Origin of the sequence: Bartonella sp. A05 (assembly GCF_026930145.1) — a bacterium.
Classification (GTDB): Bacteria; Pseudomonadota; Alphaproteobacteria; order Rhizobiales; family Rhizobiaceae; genus Bartonella.
This window is the reverse complement of record NZ_JANHOJ010000001.1, coordinates 1-22742: the sequence shown is the minus strand read 5'-3', so window position 1 is coordinate 22742 and position 22742 is coordinate 1. Positions and strand designations below refer to the sequence as shown.

At 38.0% G+C, this 22742-nt stretch carries 17 protein-coding genes; 8 read left to right on the top strand and 9 right to left on the bottom strand.

Annotation, left to right across the window (positions count from 1 at the left end; all coding sequences use genetic code 11):
- Positions 1-629 precede the first annotated feature (629 nt).
- A complete protein-coding gene (gene hisS, locus NPX98_RS00085; RefSeq protein WP_269021912.1) occupies positions 630-2126 on the top strand; it encodes a histidine--tRNA ligase in 1497 nt (498 codons plus the stop codon).
- 118 nt (positions 2127-2244) lie between these two features.
- Here hisS and NPX98_RS00080 read toward each other — a convergent pair whose 3' ends face one another.
- Positions 2245-2769: a peroxiredoxin gene (locus NPX98_RS00080; RefSeq protein WP_269021911.1), complete on the bottom strand. Its 525-nt coding sequence runs from the start codon at positions 2767-2769 to the stop codon at positions 2245-2247.
- A 173-nt stretch (positions 2770-2942) separates the two neighbouring features.
- On the opposite strand from NPX98_RS00080, the gene NPX98_RS00075 reads away from it, so the two are divergent.
- Entirely contained in the window at positions 2943-4571 is a 1629-nt protein-coding gene (locus NPX98_RS00075; RefSeq protein WP_269021910.1) for an alpha-D-glucose phosphate-specific phosphoglucomutase, read from the top strand.
- Between the two features lie 34 nt (positions 4572-4605).
- On the opposite strand, the gene fumC is transcribed toward NPX98_RS00075, so the two are convergent.
- The gene (fumC, locus tag NPX98_RS00070) at positions 4606-5994 is read right to left on the bottom strand and encodes a class II fumarate hydratase (RefSeq protein ID WP_269021909.1); all 1389 of its coding nucleotides are present in this window, start codon (positions 5992-5994) and stop codon (positions 4606-4608) included.
- Between the two features lie 211 nt (positions 5995-6205).
- Here fumC and groES point away from each other — a divergent pair, with 211 nt between their 5' ends.
- The 3 genes from groES (at position 6206) to NPX98_RS00055 (ending at position 8786) form a co-directional block, all read left to right on the top strand.
- The gene (gene groES / locus NPX98_RS00065; protein WP_269021908.1) at positions 6206-6502 is read left to right on the top strand and encodes a co-chaperone GroES; all 297 of its coding nucleotides are present in this window, start codon (positions 6206-6208) and stop codon (positions 6500-6502) included.
- A 56-nt stretch (positions 6503-6558) separates the two neighbouring features.
- Positions 6559-8211: a chaperonin GroEL gene (gene groL / locus NPX98_RS00060; protein WP_269021907.1), complete on the top strand. Its 1653-nt coding sequence runs from the start codon at positions 6559-6561 to the stop codon at positions 8209-8211.
- Between the two features lie 236 nt (positions 8212-8447).
- The gene (locus tag NPX98_RS00055) at positions 8448-8786 is read left to right on the top strand and encodes a zinc ribbon domain-containing protein YjdM (RefSeq protein WP_269021906.1); all 339 of its coding nucleotides are present in this window, start codon (positions 8448-8450) and stop codon (positions 8784-8786) included.
- A gap of 949 nt (positions 8787-9735) precedes the next feature.
- On the opposite strand, the gene NPX98_RS00050 is transcribed toward NPX98_RS00055, so the two are convergent.
- From NPX98_RS00050 to NPX98_RS00030, 5 genes are all read right to left on the bottom strand, one after another.
- The gene (locus NPX98_RS00050; protein WP_269021905.1) at positions 9736-10323 is read right to left on the bottom strand and encodes a NifU family protein; all 588 of its coding nucleotides are present in this window, start codon (positions 10321-10323) and stop codon (positions 9736-9738) included.
- A 53-nt stretch (positions 10324-10376) separates the two neighbouring features.
- On the bottom strand, positions 10377-10868 hold the full coding sequence (locus tag NPX98_RS00045; RefSeq protein WP_269021904.1) for a universal stress protein: 492 nt from the start codon (positions 10866-10868) through the stop codon (positions 10377-10379).
- A gap of 42 nt (positions 10869-10910) precedes the next feature.
- Positions 10911-11981: a tryptophan--tRNA ligase gene (gene trpS / locus NPX98_RS00040; RefSeq protein ID WP_269021903.1), complete on the bottom strand. Its 1071-nt coding sequence runs from the start codon at positions 11979-11981 to the stop codon at positions 10911-10913.
- Positions 11982-12063: 82 nt separating this feature from the next.
- On the bottom strand, positions 12064-13626 hold the full coding sequence (gene murJ, locus NPX98_RS00035) for a murein biosynthesis integral membrane protein MurJ (protein ID WP_269021902.1): 1563 nt from the start codon (positions 13624-13626) through the stop codon (positions 12064-12066).
- A 484-nt stretch (positions 13627-14110) separates the two neighbouring features.
- Positions 14111-14302, bottom strand: a complete 192-nt coding sequence (locus NPX98_RS00030; protein ID WP_269021901.1) for a hypothetical protein — start codon at positions 14300-14302, stop codon at positions 14111-14113.
- 732 nt (positions 14303-15034) lie between these two features.
- On the opposite strand from NPX98_RS00030, the gene NPX98_RS00025 reads away from it, so the two are divergent.
- Positions 15035-15880, top strand: a complete 846-nt coding sequence (locus tag NPX98_RS00025; RefSeq protein ID WP_269021900.1) for a TIGR01459 family HAD-type hydrolase — start codon at positions 15035-15037, stop codon at positions 15878-15880.
- A complete protein-coding gene (locus NPX98_RS00020; protein ID WP_269021899.1) occupies positions 15880-16890 on the top strand; it encodes a bifunctional riboflavin kinase/FAD synthetase in 1011 nt (336 codons plus the stop codon). Before NPX98_RS00025 ends, NPX98_RS00020 begins: the two co-directional genes overlap by 1 nt.
- A 239-nt stretch (positions 16891-17129) precedes the next feature.
- Here the strand turns inward: NPX98_RS00020 and NPX98_RS00015 are convergent, their stop codons facing one another.
- Positions 17130-17459: a TIGR01244 family sulfur transferase gene (locus NPX98_RS00015; protein ID WP_269021898.1), complete on the bottom strand. Its 330-nt coding sequence runs from the start codon at positions 17457-17459 to the stop codon at positions 17130-17132.
- Positions 17460-19593: 2134 nt separating this feature from the next.
- On the opposite strand from NPX98_RS00015, the gene NPX98_RS00010 reads away from it, so the two are divergent.
- Complete coding sequence (locus tag NPX98_RS00010; RefSeq protein WP_269021897.1) at positions 19594-19995, top strand: flagellar protein FlgN; 402 nt, start codon at positions 19594-19596, stop codon at positions 19993-19995.
- A gap of 131 nt (positions 19996-20126) precedes the next feature.
- On the opposite strand, the gene NPX98_RS00005 is transcribed toward NPX98_RS00010, so the two are convergent.
- Positions 20127-22421, bottom strand: a complete 2295-nt coding sequence (locus NPX98_RS00005; protein WP_329957888.1) for an autotransporter outer membrane beta-barrel domain-containing protein — start codon at positions 22419-22421, stop codon at positions 20127-20129.
- Positions 22422-22742 lie beyond the last annotated feature (321 nt).

Below are 22742 nucleotides of genomic sequence, written 5' to 3'. Positions count from 1 at the left end.
ACAGGCTGCTTTTTGCGATTTATCGGTATTTTTCTATGAGAGCACCATGAGAAACGGTGAAACATGTGACTAAGAAAGAACCCGTTTGTTTTTAATCTTTCTCTTATGTTTTGTTTCTGGATATTTTTACAAATCTTTTTGCAAATTATGTGCATTAACTGTTGCAATTTTTTTACACGTTATTCGATGGGTTGTGTGTAGATCAATCACTATGTAGCTTTGCAGTATTAAGAGGTTTGTAGAGCACTGTCCGTGTACTTATTTCATTTTTTGGAGCCTATAAAGCCGATAGGAAACACTCGAAGATATGTGCAGGGAAATATGTATTCCTTCGTATGGGGTATGCTTGTCTGATAGGATCTTTGTATAGGGTTTCTGATAATCTCTTTAGGTTTTTATGGATAAAATTTAGTATATGATCAAGCTTTGGAATTATATATATAGTGAATACTGAGTATTTATGTGTAGAAGAAAACGTGGAGACAAATGTTTCCGTAAGGCAAAAATAGATGCTTGTTGTGTAAACACAGTTCATAAAGTCATTGCGGTGTTTGTTTCTATAAGATACTTGTTTCTCTATAAGAGTAATTCGATAATTTTTGGATAGATATTACTGCTAGAGAAAAGCAATGGCGACAAAACAAAACAAAATTAAAGCCCGTTTGCCGCGTGGATTTATGGATCGCACAAGCGAACAGTTATATGGAATTGAAACAATGATTGCTCAAATTCGTGAAGTCTATGAGCTTTACGGTTTTGAAGCACTTGAAACACCAATTTTTGAATATACAGATGTGCTTGGTAAGTTTCTTCCCGATTCAGATCGTCCTAATGCGGGTGTTTTTTCTTTACAGGATGATGACGAGCAATGGATGTCTTTGCGCTATGATCTCACAGCGCCTCTTGCCCGTTATTTTACGGAAAATTTTGAAAATTTGCCAAAGCCTTATCGTAGTTATCGTCTTGGCTTTGTTTTCCGCAATGAAAAGCCTGGGCCGGGGCGGTTTCGACAGTTTACGCAGTTTGACGCTGATATTGTTGGAGCACCAACAGTGGTTGCTGATGCAGAAATCTGTATGATGGCAGCGGATAGTTTGGAAAAATTGGGGATTCAGCGTCATGATTATGTCATTCGCTTGAATAATCGGAAAATTCTAGATGGAGTTTTGGAACTCATTGGTTTGGGTGAAGGAGAACAAGCTGCAAAACGTTTAACTGTTCTGAGAGCCATTGATAAGCTTGATAAATTTGGGCTGGAAGGTGTGCGCTTACTTCTAGGAGCAGGGCGTTTAGATGAAAGTGGTGATTTTACTAAAGGAGCGGAGCTGAATGATAAAGATATTGACTCTATCCTTGCGTTAACTGCTGTAAGAGCGGAAACAGCGGAAGAGACTTTTGATAATCTCAAAAAAGTAGTTGGCCATAATAATCAGGGGCTTGAAGGTATTCATGAACTTGAGGATATGCAGACAATTTTTTCTGAAAATGGTTATCAGAATCGTATCAAAATTGATCCATCGGTCGTGCGAGGCTTAGATTATTATACGGGGCCTGTTTTTGAGGCTGCATTACTTTTTAATGTTTTTAACGATGACGGACAAAAAGTCGTCTTTGGCTCTGTAGGCGGAGGGGGACGCTATGATGGACTGGTCGCACGCTTTCGTGGTGAAAGTGTTCCTGCAACCGGTTTTTCAATTGGCATATCGCGTTTGATATCGGCTTTACAAAATCTTGGAAAGCTGCCCGTGAGGGAAACGAGTGGGCCGGTTGTGGTGTTAATGATGGATAAAGAGCCAGAGTCTGTTTCGCGTTATCAAAAAATGGTAATGCAGCTACGCAATGCAGGCATTCGTTCTGAATTATATTTGGGAGCATCGGGGATTAAAGCGCAAATGAAATATGCGGATCGGCGCCATGCACCTTGTGTAGTGATTCAAGGATCACAAGAACGCCAAGAAGGAAAAATTCAGATCAAAGATTTGATTGAAGGTGCACGTTTAGCACATGAGATTAAAGATAACCAAACATGGCGCGAAAGTCGTCCAGCACAAATAACCGTTGATGAAAATCAATTGGTTGAAACAGTACGCGATATTTTGGCAATATACAAAACCCAGAAGTTTTAGCACTGTGATGAGTTTTAGCTGTGCATTTTTCCATAAAGAAATCTATAAAATACAAACGGCACAAAACTCTTTTTGCAAAAAGGTTCGTGCCGTTTGAAAAAGCTTTTTTGTTTAAATATTAGCCTTTAAGTGCTTTTAAAATATTTTGCGGTGATGATACACCATAAGGGTCTTGAGCGCAATTATCTGAAAAACCTTCTTCTTCAAACCATTTTTCAATGACACCATCATTAATAACAGCAGCATAACGCCATGACCGCATCCCAAAGCCAACATTGTCTTTGGTAACCAACATTCCCATTTTGCGTGTAAATTCCCCTGAACCATCGGGAATCAATTTCACATTTTTAATGTTTTGCTGTTTCCCCCAAGCATTCATGACAAAAGCATCATTGACGGAAATGCAATAAATATCATCAATGCCAATTTGTTTAAATTCATCAAAGAGTTTTTCAAAGTCAGGGAGCTGGAAAGTTGAGCACGTAGGTGTAAATGCTCCAGGAAGAGAAAAAAGAATAACGCGTTTTCCTTTAAAATAAGCATCACTGTTGACATCTTGCCATCGGTAAGGATTACTTCCACCTACTGACTCATCACGCACACGCGTACGGAATGTCACGTCTGGAACTTTTCTTTCAATCATAATTATGCTCCTGTTTTTCTTTGGGCATTTTTTTTTACAGTTTTTTTATGTCAGTATACACTTTAATTGTAAATAAGTTTGCAAGTATTTTATGCTATCGTCAAGCAGAATTTAATCATCGATTTTGCAGTTGCTTGTTCTAAGATCGAGTGAAATGATATGAAGGCATCATCATGACTATCACCACGGTTTTAACAACGGCTTTTGATGACCAAAAGCCTGGCACTTCTGGTTTGCGTAAAAGGGTGTCGATTTTTCAACAGCCCCATTATGTTGAAAATTTTATTCAATCTATTTTTAATAACATTGAATCTCTTGAAGGAGGAATGTTGATTCTTGGTGGTGATGGACGCTATTTTAATCGCACACTTATTCAAATTGTTTTGAAAATAGCGGCAGGTAATGGGGTCGGTTGCGTTAAAGTCGGGAGAAGTGGCCTTTTATCCACGCCTGCTGTCTCGCATCTTATTCGTAAATATCATGCGCATGGCGGTATTATTTTATCAGCGAGCCACAATCCTGGTGGTCCAAATGGTGATTGTGGTATAAAATATAATATTTCCAATGGTGGTCCTGCTCCCAATGCTTTGTGTGATGCTATCTTTGCAACATCACAACGTCTTTCTTCTTATAAAATTGTTGAGGCTCCAGATATCGATTTAGAAAAAGAAGGAAAAACCTTTATAGAATCTATGCAGGTGGAAATTATCGATCCTGTGGCGGATTATGTTGCTTTGATGCAAGAGATTTTTGATTTTGATTGTATTGCTCAAGCAGTTGCAGAAGGTTTAACCTTGCAATTTGACGCGATGCATGCAGTGACAGGTCCTTATGCGCAAGAAATTTTTGAAAAATGCTTAGGTTTTCCTCAGGGAACGGTGGTTAATGCTCTTCCTTTACCGGATTTTGGAGGATGTCATCCAGACCCGAATTTGGTTCATGCAAAAGAGCTTTATTGCTTGTTAATGTCTGATCAAGGGCCTGATCTTGGAGCCGCTTCTGACGGAGACGGTGATCGTAATCTCATTATCGGCCGCAAACAATTTATTACGCCTTCCGATTCACTTGCTATTATGACTGCTAATGCGCATTTGATAAAAGGCTATCGTCAGGGAATTGTAGGAATTGCCCGTTCTATGCCGACTGGGCGTGCTGCTGATCGGGTTGCTGAAAAAGAGGGATTGAATTTTTTTGAAACCCCAACAGGATGGAAATTTTTTGGTACGCTTTTGGATGCTGGGAAGGTGACCTTTTGTGGTGAGGAAAGTTTTGGAACGGGATCTAACCATGTGCGTGAAAAAGATGGTTTGTGGGCAGTGTTGTTTTGGTTAAACCTTTTAGCCATAACACGGAAAACTGTGGCGCAAATTGCTCAACAGCATTGGCACAATTATGGACGCTTTTATTATTCACGCTACGACTATGAAAAGGTTGATGCTCAAAAAGCTTCTGCGATGATGGAACAATTATATGCACAATTGCCGCAGGCAGGAACGAAAATCGCTGGATTGACGGTCGAAAGTGCAGATGATTTTGTCTATCATGATCCAATTGATAACAGCATCAGCACGCGGCACGGGGTGCGCATTTTTTTTGATAATGGTGCACGGCTGGTGGTACGTTTATCTGGAACGGGAACGGTAGGAGCAACCATACGGCTCTATCTTGAGCAATATGAAGATGATCCGCGTAAACACAACCAAGATACGCAAAAAGCTCTCCAGCCTCTGCAACGAGCGACCTTTAAGTTATTGAACATAAAAAAACACTTAGGTCGTGAATGGCCCGATATTATGACATAGACATTATGCTATAAGACTATGCCATAAACATCGTTTATTGTGGGTGAATCATTTTTTGAGGATCAACTAGGCGATCATAATCAGTTTCAGAAATACCAGCTTTCAAAGCTTCAGCACGTAAAGTTGTGCCATTTTTATGGGCTCTTTTGGCAATTTCAGCTGCTTTCTCATAACCAATTTCTGGTGTAAGAGCGGTTACCAACATGAGAGAGCGTTCCATAAGTTCCTGAATATGGTTTTGATTGGCATGTAATCCCTTGATGCAATGTGTGTCAAAAGAGCGCATAGCATCACCCAAGAGAGTAAGAGATTGCAAAACATTATAACCGATCAGTGGTTTATAAGTGTTGAGTTCAAAATGACCTTGGCTAGCAGCAAAAGTTACACTAGTGTGGTTGCCAAATACTTGGCACGCAACCATGGTTAATGCTTCACATTGCGTGGGGTTTACTTTCCCTGGCATGATGGAAGAACCTGGCTCATTTTCTGGTAGGCTTAGTTCGCCTAAGCCTGAACGCGGCCCTGATCCTAGAAAACGAATGTCATTTGCAATTTTGAAGAGATCGGCTGCCAGTGCATTTAGGCTTCCATGGAAATGTGCAAGAGCTCCATGGTGCGCGAGGGCTTCAAATTTATTATTAGCAGTTTTGAATGTTTCTCCTGTGAGTGAGCTAATTGTTTCGGCAAATGCAGTGTCAAAGCCTTGTGGCGCATTGAGACCTGTTCCAACGGCTGTACCACCTTGGGCAAGCATTTGAACATCGGCAAGAGCCATTTCAATTCGTTTGTAGTTGGCTTCTAGTGCGGCTCGGTAGCCTGAAAATTCTTGTCCCAGAGTGAGGGGAGTTGCGTCTTGGGTGTGTGTGCGTCCAATTTTGATGATATTTGCAAATTCTTTCTCTTTTTCTTGTAGAGCGGTGATAAGAGTATTCAGGATTGGCAACAAATGTTGGCGTGTTTGCAGAGTTGTGGCAATGTGAATCGCTGTGGGAAAGGAATCGTTTGACGATTGACTCATATTCACGTGGTCGTTGGGATGAACCGGTTCTTTATTGCCAAGTGTTCCCCCTAAAAGTACACTGGCACGATTGGCAATGACCTCGTTGACATTCATATTGCTTTGTGTACCAGAACCTGTTTGCCAAACAGAGAGTGGAAAATGTGTGTCAAATGCGCCGGCTAATACTTCATCGGCAGCAGTGATGATCGCTTTCCCTATGTTTTGCGGAAGTTTACCTTTTCCCATATTCACAAGAGCTGCCGCTTTTTTGATGAGACTTAAAGCATAGATTAAGGCAAGAGGTTGCTTTTCTGTGCCAATATCAAAATTATGTAAGGAACGTTCAGTTTGAGCTCCCCAATAACGATCTTGACGTACTGAAATGGTTCCAAAACTATCGCTTTCTTGACGGGTTTCAACCATGGTAAAATCCTTTGTATGTTTATGTAAATACTGTTAGAATAAAAGAAAGCGACACAATTGCAAAGCATACGGAAATTAATTTTTATAATAGAATTCTTGACATTGTAGAGTGGCGTTTTTATATTCCGAAATATGTTAGCATTCTTCCAATGTGAGTGCTAGCAAGAACTTAAGATTAATTCCGTTATATTAAGTTTTAAGGATTTAGAACATGGCTAACATACAATTCCGCCCACTTCACGATCGTGTCGTTGTTCGTCGGGTTGAATCTGAAAATAAGACGGCTGGTGGGATTATCATCCCCGATACAGCAAAAGAAAAACCTCAAGAAGGTGAAGTCATTGCTGTTGGCAATGGTGCTCTTGATGATAATGGGAATCGTGTACCACTAGAAGTTAAAACAGGAGATCGCATCTTGTTTGGAAAATGGTCTGGAACCGAAGTTAAGATTAATGGTGAAGACCTCTTAATCATGAAAGAATCTGATATTATGGGAATTTTGGGATAATCCAGATTCTCATATTTCATTTTGTACTATTTGGGACAACTCCAAGGAGAAATTAAATGGCTGCTAAAGAAGTCAAATTTGGCCGTGAAGCGCGTGAACGCTTGTTGCGCGGCGTTGATATCCTTGCTAACGCTGTTAAGGTAACGCTCGGCCCTAAAGGTCGCAATGTGGTGATTGATAAATCATTTGGTGCTCCTCGCATTACAAAAGATGGTGTGTCAGTAGCAAAAGAAATTGAACTAGAAGATAAGCTCGAGAATATGGGCGCGCAGATGTTGCGCGAAGTTGCTTCAAAAACCAATGATATTGCTGGTGATGGAACAACGACAGCAACTGTCTTGGGACAAGCTATTGTACAGGAAGGCGTAAAAGCTGTTGCTGCTGGTATGAACCCAATGGATCTTAAACGTGGGATTGATTTTGCTGTTGAAGAAGTGGTTCAAAATCTTTTCAAAAAAGCAAAAAAGATCCAGACTTCAGCGGAAATTGCACAAGTAGGTACTATTTCTGCTAATGGTGCTGCGGAAATCGGCAAAATGATTGCTGATGCCATGGAAAAAGTTGGTAATGAAGGGGTTATCACTGTAGAAGAAGCTAAAACTGCTGAAACTGAGTTGGAAGTTGTTGAAGGTATGCAGTTCGATCGTGGATATCTTTCACCTTATTTTGTCACAAATGCGGACAAAATGGTGGCTGATCTTGATGATCCTTACATCCTTATTCATGAAAAGAAATTGTCTAATTTACAATCTTTGCTTCCTGTACTTGAAGCAGTTGTTCAATCTGGAAAGCCACTTCTTATCATCGCTGAGGATGTGGAAGGTGAAGCTTTGGCAACGCTCGTGGTTAATAAGTTGCGTGGTGGTTTGAAAATTGCTGCTGTTAAAGCTCCGGGATTTGGTGATCGCCGTAAAGCTATGTTAGAAGACATTGCGATTTTGACATCAGGTCAGGTGATTTCTGAAGATGTTGGCATTAAACTTGAAAATGTTACTTTGGATATGCTGGGGCGTGCAAAGAAAGTGAACATTACGAAAGAAAACACGACGATCATTGATGGTGCTGGGCAAAAGGCTGAAATTGATGCTCGTGTAAACCAAATTAAAGTACAAATCGAAGAAACAACTTCTGACTATGATCGCGAAAAATTGCAAGAAAGACTTGCTAAACTCGCTGGTGGTGTTGCCGTAATTCGTGTTGGTGGTGCAACCGAAGTTGAAGTGAAAGAAAAGAAAGACCGTGTTGATGATGCCTTGAATGCAACGCGTGCAGCTGTGGAAGAGGGCATTGTTGCTGGTGGTGGAACTGCACTTTTGCGTGCTGCAAGTATGCTGACTGTTAAGGGCAGCAATCCTGATCAAGAAGCTGGTATTAACATTGTTCGTCGTGCTTTGCAGGCACCAGCACGCCAAATTGCTACCAATGCAGGCGAGGAAGCTGCAATTATTGTTGGAAAAGTGCTTGAAAATAATTCAGATACCTTTGGTTACAACACTGCAACAGGTCAGTTTGGTGATTTGATCGCTTTAGGAATTGTTGATCCAGTAAAGGTTGTACGCTCTGCTTTGCAGAATGCTGCATCAATTGCTAGTCTTCTCATCACAACAGAAGCAATGGTTGCTGAGGTTCCGAAAAAAGATACTCCGATGCCTCCGATGGCCGGCGGCGGAATGGGTGGAATGGGCGGAATGGGCGGAATGGATTTCTAAGCCCTTTGATGCAAACATGAACTTTGATGCAAACATGAACAAGGAAACGGGCCCAGTCGCCCGTTTTTTTATATTCTCAATATATTGAAAAATATTCTAACAGATATTTTATTTTATTAATGAGTATTTATTTTACACATAGGGATGTTTTATCTTAGCAATGGATAATGAGTCATTCTTATTATGTGTTCTATATTTGTGATGAATTATTATTTCTTGAATAAAAGATGGAATATATGAACCAGTTGCCAAAATGTCCTCAGTGTGGTGGTTTTTATACGTATGAAGAAGGTAACAATTTTATTTGTCCTGAGTGTGCGCATGAATGGCCACAAAAGAATGAGGATATCTCCATTTTAGATTCTATCTATGATGCCAATGGTCGTCGTTTGGAAAATGGTAATAGTATTATGGTTATTAAAGATCTTAAAGTAAAAGGATCCGCATTTGTTTTAAAGAGTGGTACGAAGGTTAAAAATATCCGTTTGGTAGATAGCGATCATAATATTGACTGCAAAATGCCCGGTATTGGTCAAATAGCCTTAAAGTCGGAATTTGTGAAAAAATGTGATTGATTTCCGTTTGATCAGACTTTGCTCATTTGGTTTAGGAGATTTCTCCAGCGAAAGCTTTCTTAAGTTATCTTTAGGTATGACTAAACAGCGTGATAAAATGGTTTGGTTTGAGTAATTCTGATCAATATAAGAATATCTTTGATTTCATATGCTGTTACGGTATTACTTTTTAAGGTGTTGCATGGATATTGTTTTGTGTTTTAAGATTTATTGTCTCTCATCGGTTTTTTAAATGGTTTTATCTTAGATCATAAGGATTATTCATCAGTATGTTAGAAAAAACAGATTTTTTTGATGAGAACGTTCTTGTGATTTGAACGATTTCTTTGTGATTTTTTCTTGTCTAGGTGTGAAAATTGTTTCTCTCTCCTTTTTTGTTTGAGAGCAGAAAAATTTTATTTGATGTTATCCACCCATTCTACGGTTTTTCTGTGTGGTTTATTGGATAATATTATTAAGTGTTTATTTACTTAATAGGCAAGTGAAAGTCTTTTGTTGGTTTTTGTATACGCGTTCGGACAGATACACTGATTTTTCTCAGTATATTTTAACTTTCCAGAATGGTATACACCTATTCCGAAATTTGGGGCACTTCTGAGAATGCTTTATAAGAATTATGAACCTTAAAAAATTAGTATTGTGCAGATGCAGAGCAACTATTATCGTAAATAATAACATCATACGCATATAACGCGCGGTCGCAAAAATACCCAAGAATGTGAACACTTTCTCAGATGTATAATTTATGGAGCTAAGGTGCAATTATCATATATGCTTTGTTAGTACAAAAAAAAATGAAGTCGGATGTCCGTGAACTATCTATTATACGATAGTTTCCTCCAGTTATTTGTTTCGAATGCTTCCGTATTATGCATATTTTGGGTGCCCGTTTCTGGTATTGAATATAGATAGATTTTTGATTTGTATTTGTTAGAGCAGTTTCAATGTTTCATTTGATCTGTTGCGGCATGGCTTCAACACTCAAAACTTCTGGAATGAAATGCCGTAGCAGATTTTCAATACCATGTTTAAGTGTAGCCGTTGATGATGGGCATCCAGCGCAAGAACCTCGCATATTGAGGTAAACAGTGCCATTTTCAAAACCACAGAAAGTAATATCTCCACCATCATTAGCAACTGCTGGGCGAACCCGCGTTTCTAGCAAATCTTTGATTGTTGCAACAATATCAGCATCTTTTTCATCATAAAATTCTTCATTAAGTGTATGCGTTCGCATTTGTGTATTTGCACTTGTGGTCACAACTGGATCATCGGAAAGAAAATGTTCCATAATTGTGCCTAAAATGGCTGGTTTGAGATGTTGCCATTCACCGTCATTTTTTGTCACGGTAATGAAATCATATCCCAAAAAAACACCGCTAACATTTGGAATTTTAAATAGCTTAGCAGCTAAAGGTGAATTTATAGCGGCTTTTTCACTGTCCCGAAACTCCAATACGCCTTCGGTAAGGATTACGCGGCCTGGTAGAAATTTGAGTGTTGCAGGGTTGGGCGTGATTTCAGTTTGAATAAACATACTGTATCCTTTTATTGTTCAGGGTTTAGGAGGATAATTGATGAAAAAGTATATTAAGCAACGGTTTCAATGTCTTCATCCGCAAGACCACTAGGAATGATGGTGACGGGAATAGAAAAAGTTCCGCCCCGATTAGCAATTGATTGGACAAGTGGCCCTGGTCCTTCTGTACTTCCACTAGCAGCTAAAACAATGATAGCGATATCTCGATCTTCGTCAATCAGTTTGAGAATTTCATCAATTTTTTTGCCTTCACGCACAATTCCTTCTACTTCGAGGGTTTTGGTGGTGCGCATCTCGTCAGCTATTTGTTGCAAAATCATGGAGGCATTTTGTGTTGCTTCAGTCCGCATAATTTCATTTACGCCTAGAAAATGCTGAAATTCTGAACTGTCAATGACAGAAAGTAACATCAATGTTCTATTGGTATTTTTAGCATGTTGCGCAGCAAAAGAAACCGCACGCCGGCATTCCTGTGTGTTATCAATAATGACCAAAATTTTTCGTCTGTGATCTGTTTCACAATTTTTTCGTTTAGAGACCATGAGGTTTTAGTTCTACTTTTTTAAAGTTAAAGCTTTTTTCTTTTACGTATTGTGCAAAAATCCAACGATTTTACGAATTTGTTTCATATTGTTTTCTGCCAATATACTAGCACGTTCTGCGCCATCGCGCAAAACAGAATCAATATAAGCATTGTCTTTATGGAGACGACGTAATTCTTGCGTTATTGGTGCAAGTTTATGGACGACAAGGTCGGCAAGGGCTGACTTAAAAAACGAAAATTGTTGGCCTGAAAATTCTAAAAGAGCTTTTTCTTTGTTTATTTTTGCCAATGCAGCGTAAATATTAAGTAAATTATCGACTTCTGGACGCCCTTCTAAAGCAGTGAGTGTGTCAGGAAGAGGGGCAGAATCTGTTTTGGCTTTACGTATTTTTTGTGCAATAAGATCAGCGTCATCAACCAGATTAATACGCGAAAAATCTGAAGGATCTGATTTTGACATTTTTTTTGTACCATCACGTAGGGACATAACGCGCGTAGCTGTGTCGCCAATGATGGCTTCAGGTATTGGAAAAAAGCCTTGCTCGCTTTGTAATCCCATCTGAGTGGATATACCAAAATTTAATTCTGCAATACGATCAGCATAGTCATTGTTGAATTTTTGCGCAATATCACGCGTCAGTTCAATATGTTGTTTTTGATCTTCGCCTACGGGAACATGTGTGGCTCGATAGACTAGAATATCGGCCGCCATAAGGCTTGGATAGGCGAATAGTCCAAGTGATGCTTGCTCGCGGTTTTTTCCTGCTTTATCTTTAAATTGTGTCATACGCTGGAGCCAGCCAATACGAGCAATGCAATTCAAGATCCACGCCAATTCGGCATGTTGAAAGACCTGTGACTGATTGAAAATAATTTGTTTTTGAGGATCAATTCCTGCTGCTAGAAAGGCTGCTGTAACTGCACGAGTAGATTCTATTAATGTACGTGGATCAGGGTTAACTGTTAGTGCGTGCATATCGACAACACAGTAGAGGCAATGATAGGATCTTTGCAGATCAACCCAATGCTTGATGGCTCCAAGATAATTACCAAGATGCAGATTACCACTTGGTTGCACGCCGGAAAAGACAAGAGGTCTTATAGAATCCATAGGGTAGCCTTTCTTAATTCTCAATGATGTCATTTACTTACATTTTGTTGCAAAGCGTACTTTTGAAAGCAAGAATAAAAGATTATAGATGCTGTTTCAAATTTTTGCGCAAAATAGAAAAAGAGCTGGTGCCAAGCAAAAAACATACGATAAAATAAACCGACATGATGATTATCATTATTCCTGCTAGAGTGCCAGCACGCAAGAAAAACGGCGCTTGTGAGGATAAAGGAAAAGACAAAAAGCCAAGTGCGTAATATAAGATCACAGCCATCAAGAGAGTGGCAAATATCAGGCGAGCAATCCGTTTTATTAGTTGTGTATCATATTTCCAATATCCGCGTTTGATCAGGACGCTATAAAGCAACAACGTGTTAATCCATCCCGAGGTAATTTCGGCAATGACAATACCACGTGCTGATAAAATGGGGAATAATGTTAAAGATAAGCTGATATTGATCAAAACGCAAATGCCTGCAAAAATCATAGGTGTTTTAGTATCTTCACGAGCAAAAAAACTGGGAATAAAGACCTTTATTAAAACAAAAGCTGGAAGACCTAAACCATAAAGTCCAAGCAATTGTGCAACACTGTGTGTTGATTCGCTTGTAAATTGGCCGCGCTCAAAAAGCAGACTGACAATGGGATTGGAGATAAGTAAAAAAGCGACTGATGCAGGTAAGGTTAAAAATAAGGTCAGCTCAATAGCACGGTTTTGTAAGTCAGAGGCTTCTTTGTGTTTTTTATTACGTAGAGTCTTTGTTAATTCTGGCAAAAGAACGGTAGCAACGGCGATTCCCACAACTCCTAGCGGCAATTGATAAAGACGATCGGCGTAAACCAGAGAGGATACAGCTCCAGATTGGCTGGAGGCAATATTGGTATTAATTAATAAATTAATTTGCGTAATTCCTCCTGTAATAGCCGCTGGGAATGCTAAAATTAAAAGTCGGCGGATATCGGGGCTGAAATGAGGAAAACGTAAGGAAATTTTCATTCCACTTTGACGTAAAGCGATTGCAATTAAGATGAGCTGAAGCAGACCTGCAGCCATGACGCCCCAGGAAAGATTTAATCCTATATGCCAAGCATCAAGTTGATAAATCCAAGCATAGGCAAGTACGCCAATCAGGATAATATTTAAAAAAACAGGAGCAATAGCTGCAACAAAATAGCGTTGCAATGCGTTAAGCATTCCTCCCATCATTGCTGCTAAGGACATACATGTTAAATAGGGAAACATGATTGCGGTAAAACGAATCGTGGCATTAAATTTTGTTGCATCTTCTACAAATCCCGGTGCAATCAGGGTTCGTACTAAAAAAGGCATACTCAATTCCATAGCAATAGTTAAGAGTAAAAGCAGTGAAAACAGAACGCCAAAAACCTCTTCTGCAAATTTGCATGCATTTTCTGTTCCATCCTCAGTAATTTTTTTTGAAAAAAGGGGCACAAAAGCTGCATTAAAGGCACCTTCAGCAAAAAAACGGCGAAATGTGTTGGGAAAACGAAAAGCAGCGTTAAAGGCATCGGAAACAGAACCTGTGCCAAGGGCAGCAGCCATCAGCATTTCACGCACAAAGCCAAAAATGCGACTCGTTAAGGTTCCAGAAGCAACAGTTGTAAATTTTTTAATTAGACTCATAAAGATATATCGAGTTTGTAATGCAGAAGTAAGCAAAAACCATTTTAGATCATGGCTATGTTCGCAGTGTATTAATATATAATATTTACGAAATATTTTACGATGGTGTTTGCGCTTCTGTCAATAAAGAGCAGCTCTGCTTTTGAGTGAGGGTTTGTTAAGTAAAGAGTATGTTTTGCCCTTTTTATTGTTTGTCAGGAATAAGTAACGTAGCGCATGTCATTTTATTTCATGCGGATGATTTGGTTTTCAGAGAACTCAAAGGTTGTTTCTATGGTGAAGGAAAAATATCTCGGTTGATATCTGAATATAGTAGGTGGTTCTTGATTGGAGTTTTTCTTTCGACAATCTAGGTAATGGATATATAATTATTCAATCCAGAGCGGTTATTTTAAAGGAATAATCTTTGAGGGATGACGTCGCAGAGTGACTATTATTTTCAGAATCTGAATGATTGTTCCATTGAAATGTTAAAAGAGTTCCATCATCTTTTACTCTGATACTTAACCCATCCGCCGGTTCCTGAAAGCTGGGAAGTGGGTTTTATCCCCATTTTTCCTGCCTGGTTAGGTTTAATAATAGGAGGCGCTTTCCATTTCCATTTTCCACTATAAAGACCGTAATCAACTAAAGTCATATGAATATTCGGAGATTGAATAGAAAAGACGATTGTCACATCAGTTGAATGATCATTGGCGTCTTTTAGTTGAATATCTATGGGTGCGTCTTGTCCATTTGCAGAATTAAGACTAAGACACCCAAAAAAGTAAAAGTGGTTATAGCGATTGCTATCATATAGTGATGTATATAGTTCAGTTCATCAATTTACCATCCTCCCTTAAAAATAATAGTTATGTTCGTTATTATATCATGATTTGATTATAAAATCATTATTTTTCAAATATTTATTTGGTTAATTTTGTCTTTTTATAGGGGCAATATTTGGAATATAGTGGATCTTAACATTGCAAGAAATTGAGCTAAAAACGGTGTCGGCTCGGTTTCATGTATTTTGAATAACTTTTTCTGTTGTTGATGAGACAGCTAGAGGATATTTTTCTGGTCATTTGCTTTTTATTCTGTCGATGACTTATGTTTTAGGTGTACCAGATTATCTTTAATCTTCGCATCGTCTTACGGTGAGAGAGTAACCTTATCGTCCGAACCTAGTACTTTCAAATTAACGAATAGAGAGAAACATTCGATGGTTTTAGTATAGGTTTCAAAATGTGTGTGTTGATGGGACGCAGTTAGAAAATAAGAATCAAAATTTTATACAGAGACCCAATAAGTTGTAGGGTAGAAAGTATCGCTTTAAGAAAGCAGATGACAGATAGGCTATCTTACGATAAGGAGTTTGAAACAAGAAGAGAGTTCAATCAATAATCAACACAGAAATAGGTGTAATGTGAAAGAACTTATCCATATCGATACTATTATGGCTTGTTATGATGCTGTGTTTTGCGATGTTTGGGGCGTTGTGCACGATGGTGTACGTGTCTTTAATATGGCATTGAAAGTGTTAAAAAAAATGAGACAAATGGGAAAAAGTGTCATTTTGATTACCAATTCTCCACGGCCTTATGAAGATGTTGTCGCTCAATTGCAAAGTTTGAACATTGATGCTGAGTATTATGATGCAATTGTTACTTCTGGTGATGTGACGCGTGATCTTATTCATACTGCTCCGCGTAAAATTTTTTTCATTGGTCCACAACATGATGTGGGATTGTTTAAAGGATTAGCATGTGAATTGGTTGAAGAATGGGAAGCTTCAGCTGTTGTTTGTAGTGGATTTCTTGAAGATTTTGATGCAACGCCGCAGGCTTATGAAAGCATGTTCCATCGTATACGATCGCGGAATTTGCCTTTTATTTGTGCCAATCCTGATATCGTTGTTCATTGTGGAGATCAAGAATTTTGGTGTGCTGGTGCATTAGCGCGTCTTTATCAACAGTTGGGAGGTGAGGTGCGCATTGCTGGTAAGCCTCACGCGCCTATTTATGAGTGCGCTTTTGAAAAATTGCAAAACATTCGCGGGACAATAGAGAAAAATCAAATTCTAGCTATAGGGGATGGTCTGTTGACCGATGTCAAAGGTGCAGTCCATTTTGGGATTGATGTGCTTTATATTGCCGGTGGTATTCATCGTCATGACTATATGCAAAATGGTGTGATGGATAAAGAAGCGTTGTATTCTTTATTCGATCGTTATGGTTGTAAGCCACAGGCGATAATGTGGGCGCTTCAATAATGTCTGGATTTTTGCGTCTTCAAGGTTATGATGTGCTTCCTTCAGCTTGGCGGGGCGCAGTGTTGGCTATTGGCAATTTTGATGGTGTGCATCGTGGTCATCAGATAGTTTTGCAAAAAGCGCTTGATTGTGCGCGCATAAAAAATAAGCCCGCTCTTGTTTTAACATTTGAACCACATCCGAGAAGTTTTTTTCAACCTTCAACTCCCGTTGATCGTTTGACAGATGCTTCTGGCAAGGCTGAAATCTTTGAAATTCTTGGTTTTAATGGTGTGGTTGAACAACCTTTCGATGCATTATTCGCTTCTCTCTCCGCTGATGAATTTATCAATGTGATTTTAAAACAAGCATTTGATGTTTCAACTGTGGTGACGGGAAGCAATTTTCACTTTGGTTATCAAAAAAGTGGAAACGCACATTTTCTTTGTCAAAGGGGGAAAGAATATGGTTTTGAAGTGATACAAATTCCTTCTTTGTGTATTCCACAATCTGCACAAGTTTTACAGGATCTAACGATTTCCTCTAGCTTTATTCGTCAGCTTTTATCGCAAGGACAAGTAGAAAAAGCTGCCCATTTATTGGGGTATCATTACCGGGTGCGATCAGATATTATACATGGTGAAAAGCTGGGGCGCCTTTTGGGTTTTCCTACTGCTAATCAGGTGTTACCTTATCAAACAGGTTTGGCGCATGGCGTTTATGCGGTAAGGTTACGTCGTGCTAATGGTTCCTTGCATGATGGGGTTGCAAGTTTTGGTTGTCGTCCAACGGTTGTTGTGAATGGTGCGCCGCTTCTGGAGACGTATGTGTTTGATTTTAATGATGATCTCTACGGCGAAAGCTGCACGGTTTCTTTTTTACAGTTTTTGCGGGGACAAGAAAAATTTGATGGATTGGAATCTTTAATCAGACAAATGCGATGTGATGAAGAAGCCACAAGAAAAATTTTGACAACAACACAACCGCTGTCGTTTCTCGATAGTCTGTTAACTTTTAAAAATACATCTTGATACGATCCAAAAATGACAAAAGAGCAGAAAAAGTCGCGCTTAAACTGATCATTATTATAAAAATATACTCTAAAACATCATGAAAGATATGGAGCTTACGTCTGTGTGTGGGGGAATCAAATGTTTGGAGATCTGATTTAACCATTGTTTGCGCCTTTGCTTGCGTGTATAGCCATACAGCTTTTGTTGCAGCAAAGGAGTTTAATGCTTTCTCCTTTCTGATTGGTTAAGACGAAAGATTAAATATGTGCTAAGCGATAAAGATGCATTGAACGTGTACCAGAACGGCAATAGGCAAGAATTGGTAAAGGTGCCGTTTTTAAAATTGTTTGCATGGCTCTAATATCTGATGGTTCTATAACCGAGGAAATAATAGGAATGTGATAGGCTTTCATTCCATATTTTTGTGCTACTGTTTTAATGATAGGAAAATCAAGTTGATGAGGGTCTTCTCGGTCAGGTCTGTTGCAAATAATCGTCTTAAAACCGGTTTTTGCCAGTGTTTGGATGTCTTCGATGTTGATTTGGGCACTGATGAAAATATCCTGTCCAATTTGTTGCAAATTCATTCTTGCTTGTCCTGATTAGTGCATCATCATAGGTGCTCTCTTGAAAGGTCTTATAAAGAGAAGTTTTTCTGAGTGCAAATTTAACAAAGATGTACCATCTGTTCTTAATGATAACAAGGGTGTAAAAAGCGAAATGCATTGTAAAAAATGTTCGAATTATTCTACTTTATAATGGTTCTTTTTATGTGGTTATGATGGTGTTATCTATATAATTATGATGGGATGGCATTTTATGGGAGGGTTAAATTTGTTTGTGAGTATCTTGAAACAATAGAAATAGTGTTTGTTTTAAAAAAATTATATTCAATATTCTTTGCATACAGTGTGTAGGTAGGCTTCTTATCAAAGTCGTTAGCATATATGTGGTTCGTTCGTGGGTGTCGTCTTAAATCCATGAAATAACGTTATGTACGGTGTTAAGGAAGGTGCAAAAGCTTGTTCTTGTCTAGAGGTTATAACCAACAGTGCAAAATATAAAGGCATCGTAATTACTCTTCAAGGTCGTTACGCCTGTTCACATTCTGCTATTTTTTATCATTCGATAACAAATATTATCGTACGTATGAAATACGGTTGTTTAGTTCCATAATTCTTGGGCTAAAATGGTTGGTTCTTTATGATAAAAAATACCCTTTTTTATAAAGATATTATATTTGTGATAAGCTTTTGTTCTTAGCAATGCGGTTCAAAAATAGCTCTGTTTGAAATGTTGGTTATAACAATAGAGTTTGCATTTATAGGCTAAGAAACAACAGATAAAAAAGTAAAGACAAACCCCATTAACAAATTTTTCTGTACACACTAACGCATTCAAGCAATTTATTCCTTACGCAATTTTTGCAAGATTGAGTGGATTGCTAAAAAACAATCCTTGATGCTTTAGTGTATTTCTACCATGATCGCTAGAACAATAGCAACATTGATGCTAACAATCAATGTTGAATAAAGTACAGCAGTTTTCACCATATCTGTCATAAGAATCCCATTTTATTATGATATAAAATGCTATAAATCACATAACATTACAGGCTGTAATATATGCTGATATAATATATTCAGCAAGCTTTAAATTATTTTTTGTATTGAGAGATTTATGCGTTTTATGTTGTGTAATCCAGCAACCATATGCTGTTTCAGATTTTCTGACAGTTTTGCTGATTATCTGTGTGATTTTGGCTTATAGTTATTAAGAATATTAAGTTACAGGGTGTTCATTTTTGCAATTTGTGATGGATGGAAATTTGGTTATGGTTTGTTTTTGCCATTATAATTATTGTCAACATTGTGGAAAGAAAAAGCCATACGATTGCTTTCGTGATGAAAAATGGGTCAGGCTCTGATTATTAGTATACTGTTTTTGGATACAGTGTTTGTAGAGTAAAGCTGAAATTAAGAATGATTTTCATATGAAAATTGTGGTGTAAAGACAGATAATGCATTAAGTTTTCAGCTGTTTTAAAGTGTTATAGAATTAAGCATAAAGAACGAAGTCAACAGAATAACAATTTTGCGAATGCTAAAAGATTATATTGTCAATAAAGCAATCAGGGTATTTGTTTGATTGTTAAGAGTGTTGCATATATGACACATTCATCTCAATACTGTTCTTCTCTTGACAAATTGTGTTCAGTGCAAAATACTATAATATATTACAGATTCTCTATGCGCAAGGTGGATTGTTTCCCTAATTGACGCAAGTTGGTTCTGTAGCACTGAAAATACATTCGGTATACTTTATGCAAAAGATTGTGGAGGGCAATAAAGTCAACGTTTTTTGAGAGTCTGAGTTTTTCACGCTGCAATTTTGTTTAAAAGATATTTGCAAGGAGATATCCTATTAGTTTTTAGTAAGTGTCAAGCAGAGAAAATTTGGAAATTTATGATAGCTAAATATTTGTAATGTCCAGTGATGTTAGTATCGCACAGATGTTGATTTGAGTATATGACAAAGAAACTGTTTTACACGATTTGTTAGAAACCATAGCAGGTGTTAATTGTCAGAGATCGTTGTTCTATTGCGAATACGATTTGATCTATAAAAATAAACCGAGTCTGGTGTATCAGTATAGAATAAAGGTCGGCTCGGCCATTTTATTTAAGATAAAATAAATGATACTGTAAAAGGGGAATAAAAATGTCTACAGCACAATGTGATGATGAAAATGTCATATCGAATACAAAGATTTCTGATAATAATCTCATTGGTCGTGATTGGGCAATGACAAAGTTTATAGCTGCTGTTAAGGGGTTGGCAGAAGTGGTTGACTATGAAAGCAATATGCTAGAGAGCCGTGGCATTCCAGATTATGAAGAGATCAATTTGTGTAAAACACGCGGCTTACGTGATCTTAATAAATCCATGAGCGACATGAAACGCTATATGGATCACGATATTGAACATGAGGTAGAAAGCTTGTTATCTGATTTACAGACAAAATTGCACCGTAACAGCGAATTGCTTCACATTCATTTGGATGCTGTTAAAGATCTTTCACAAGTTTTGCAGATTACTACCCGCACTAAAGAAGCAGATTAAAATTACAGTTTAGTTTTTATGTTGGCATCATAAAAATGATATATGAAAAATAATTGTGATGGTTCTGTTTTTAGCAAATGAAAAAAAGGCAACACAATGTGTTCCCTTTTTTTAGCGCATATTAATTTTGTTTAGAAACGATAACGTACACCGCTTGAGACGTTGATTCCTGATATACCAGCCTTTTGAAGATTGTGTTGATAGCTAACGTTACCGTTGAGCAGGGTCTTTTGAGATATGTGCGCGTTGATACCCAATCCTCCTTCAATGGAAGATCCCATAGGCTCAAGATGGAATATGTCACCAGCTTGTATCGTACCAGAATTGCTAAAAGTTTTGGTAACATTACATTTTCCATAGATGGAAACAGTGTTATCTTCTGCTCCTTGAATAATAGTCTGGGTTAAACGGCCACCGAGACGAACCAACCATTGACGAGGATTGTTCATATCAATCTCAAAGTCGCTTGCATCTGAAATAGTATCAAACATTAGACGTTGATAAATAACCTGTGCCTGAGGTTCAAATACCAAGCCTTTAATACTAGTTATCAATTTATGGCCAACCGTAATAGACGCATTTACGGTCTTTGCATTCTCAAATTTCGCGGTATTTCCGCTGAGGGTACTAGCGATATTTCCGTTCAGAAAACCATAGGAAAGAAGGGTATCTGCATACAAACCATTGTGATGATTTATGCCGCCCGAAGCCGTAAATAACCATTTATCTAACGTACTTTTATAAGCACTTTCCATATCCTTTGGGGTAAAAGATAGCTGTCCATAGCTACCTAAGATACCAAAGTGTGTTGTGATATCTTGATTTTCTAGAGTAGATATTACAGCACCTGCTTGTGCCGCAACATAGCGAACATCAGTATCATAACCGTATTGAAGAGCACCACGTTTGGAAGATAAGGTTAATCTATCGCCATAGGAGGATGCAAAAATGCCCTTATTATTATCGTCACTTATGTCTAACGGCGCTAGCCGTATATTTGCCAAGAGAGCGATTTGGTTGCTGACATCGGAGATGCCTGCAGAAAATAAAGCATTAGGCATGACCAAATAGTTAGCCATTTGTGGTACAATAGCTTTTACCTTTGCATCGGGATCGAGATAGGCTTGTTGCAAGCGGAAGTCCCAAAAATTATTGCCGTTACTGCTGTTTCTACCATTGTTAAACAAGCTTTGATCAGTACTGGTTTTACCTGGTGCATAGGCATTGAGCGTATATTTGTAGGGTAATCCCTCCATTGTCATATAGCCATTTTCTAATTTGAAAGAATTTTTATCTGCTTGACCTGCAACTTGAATGATTGAAATTCCCCGCTCATTCACAGGAACAGTAGCATCACTTTTTGTCAAATTGGCAGCGATTTTTTTACTTTCTTTGTTTGTATTAGGAGTTTTTATATAGACCGTCGTTATTCCAGAGACATCACCATCGACTATAAGGCGGTCGGTTTTCTGCTCACTTATTGGAATCCCTGTACTCCATTCAGAATTTACATATAGTTTCGCATTACCTGTTGCAGTATAAACCGTTGCGGTGTTCATTGTTTCAGTTTTTTGGGATTGCCTTGATTTTACACGTAATGTTTGATAATGGTTTTGTGTTGGTTCATCAAAAATAATACTGCTATTGTGGATATTAAGAACAGAAACTTCAGAGTGTGCTCTTTTTTTAATATCAATCGGCATATAGTCGAGAGACTTTATTAGATCGCTATCCAGCTCATTTTTACTGATCTTTAAGAACCATTTTGTATCATTATTCAAATTTAAAATCGTTTCGTTATCTTGTACGATTCTTGCACCACCTTCTAAGAGAGAATTGTCTGCTGTTAGTGTCAGAGTTCCCTTAGACATGGTAACACCGGGTATGATAAAATCAGTTGCCCTTGTTAACAAAAGATCGGAACGAATTTCCGAATTTACGAGATTGATAGTGTCTTTTCCAAGAGGTCCATAAATACCGATGCCTTCCTCAACGAGAATTTTTGTATTAGTCAATGTCACCACATTAGCATCAGATTCTGCTTGGTGAGATGGTGCAGCGATACTCCTATTTAGGTTTTGAAGAATAATACCACGAGTGTAATAGTCCCCTTTCATAATTATCGTTGAGTCTTTAAGATTGATTGTGCCGTTTGCGGTTTGCAGGCCAGTACTTGTTGTTGTTGCAATAATTCCTTTAGCATTAATATGCCCACCTCTCTCAGCATTAAGCGCAAGAAGTTTTGCAACTATTGACCCTCCCTCAATCGTAATCATTGAGTTTTGACCTTCTGCACTTACTGCACTCATTTTACCTCGAATATTAACATTATGCATGGTTACAGGATTGCTATCCTTAACTGTAATATTCGGTTGTGCAATAGAACCTTTTTGTGCATAAGCTAAGTTGAGACAAGAAAAAAACAAAGTTCCACTAACTGTATATAATAAAATTTTTTTTTTATACATAAATACACCTCTAGTATTGTCCCCATCTCCCCATAAAATTACCAAAAATGATTTAATTTATTGTGTGTTTTATGTAAATATAAAATACGATGTATTTTTTGTTTATATTTTTAAATTATACAACATAATGTATTAAAGTGAAATGTTACACTTTATATTTGAGAATTTGCTTTTCGACACACTAGATTTTAAAATTTGTGTCGATAGTTACTGCCACCGTTAAAGTATGATTTGTTGAGATAGGTGTGCATTAGTACAGAGCGCTTCTTCGATTGAAGC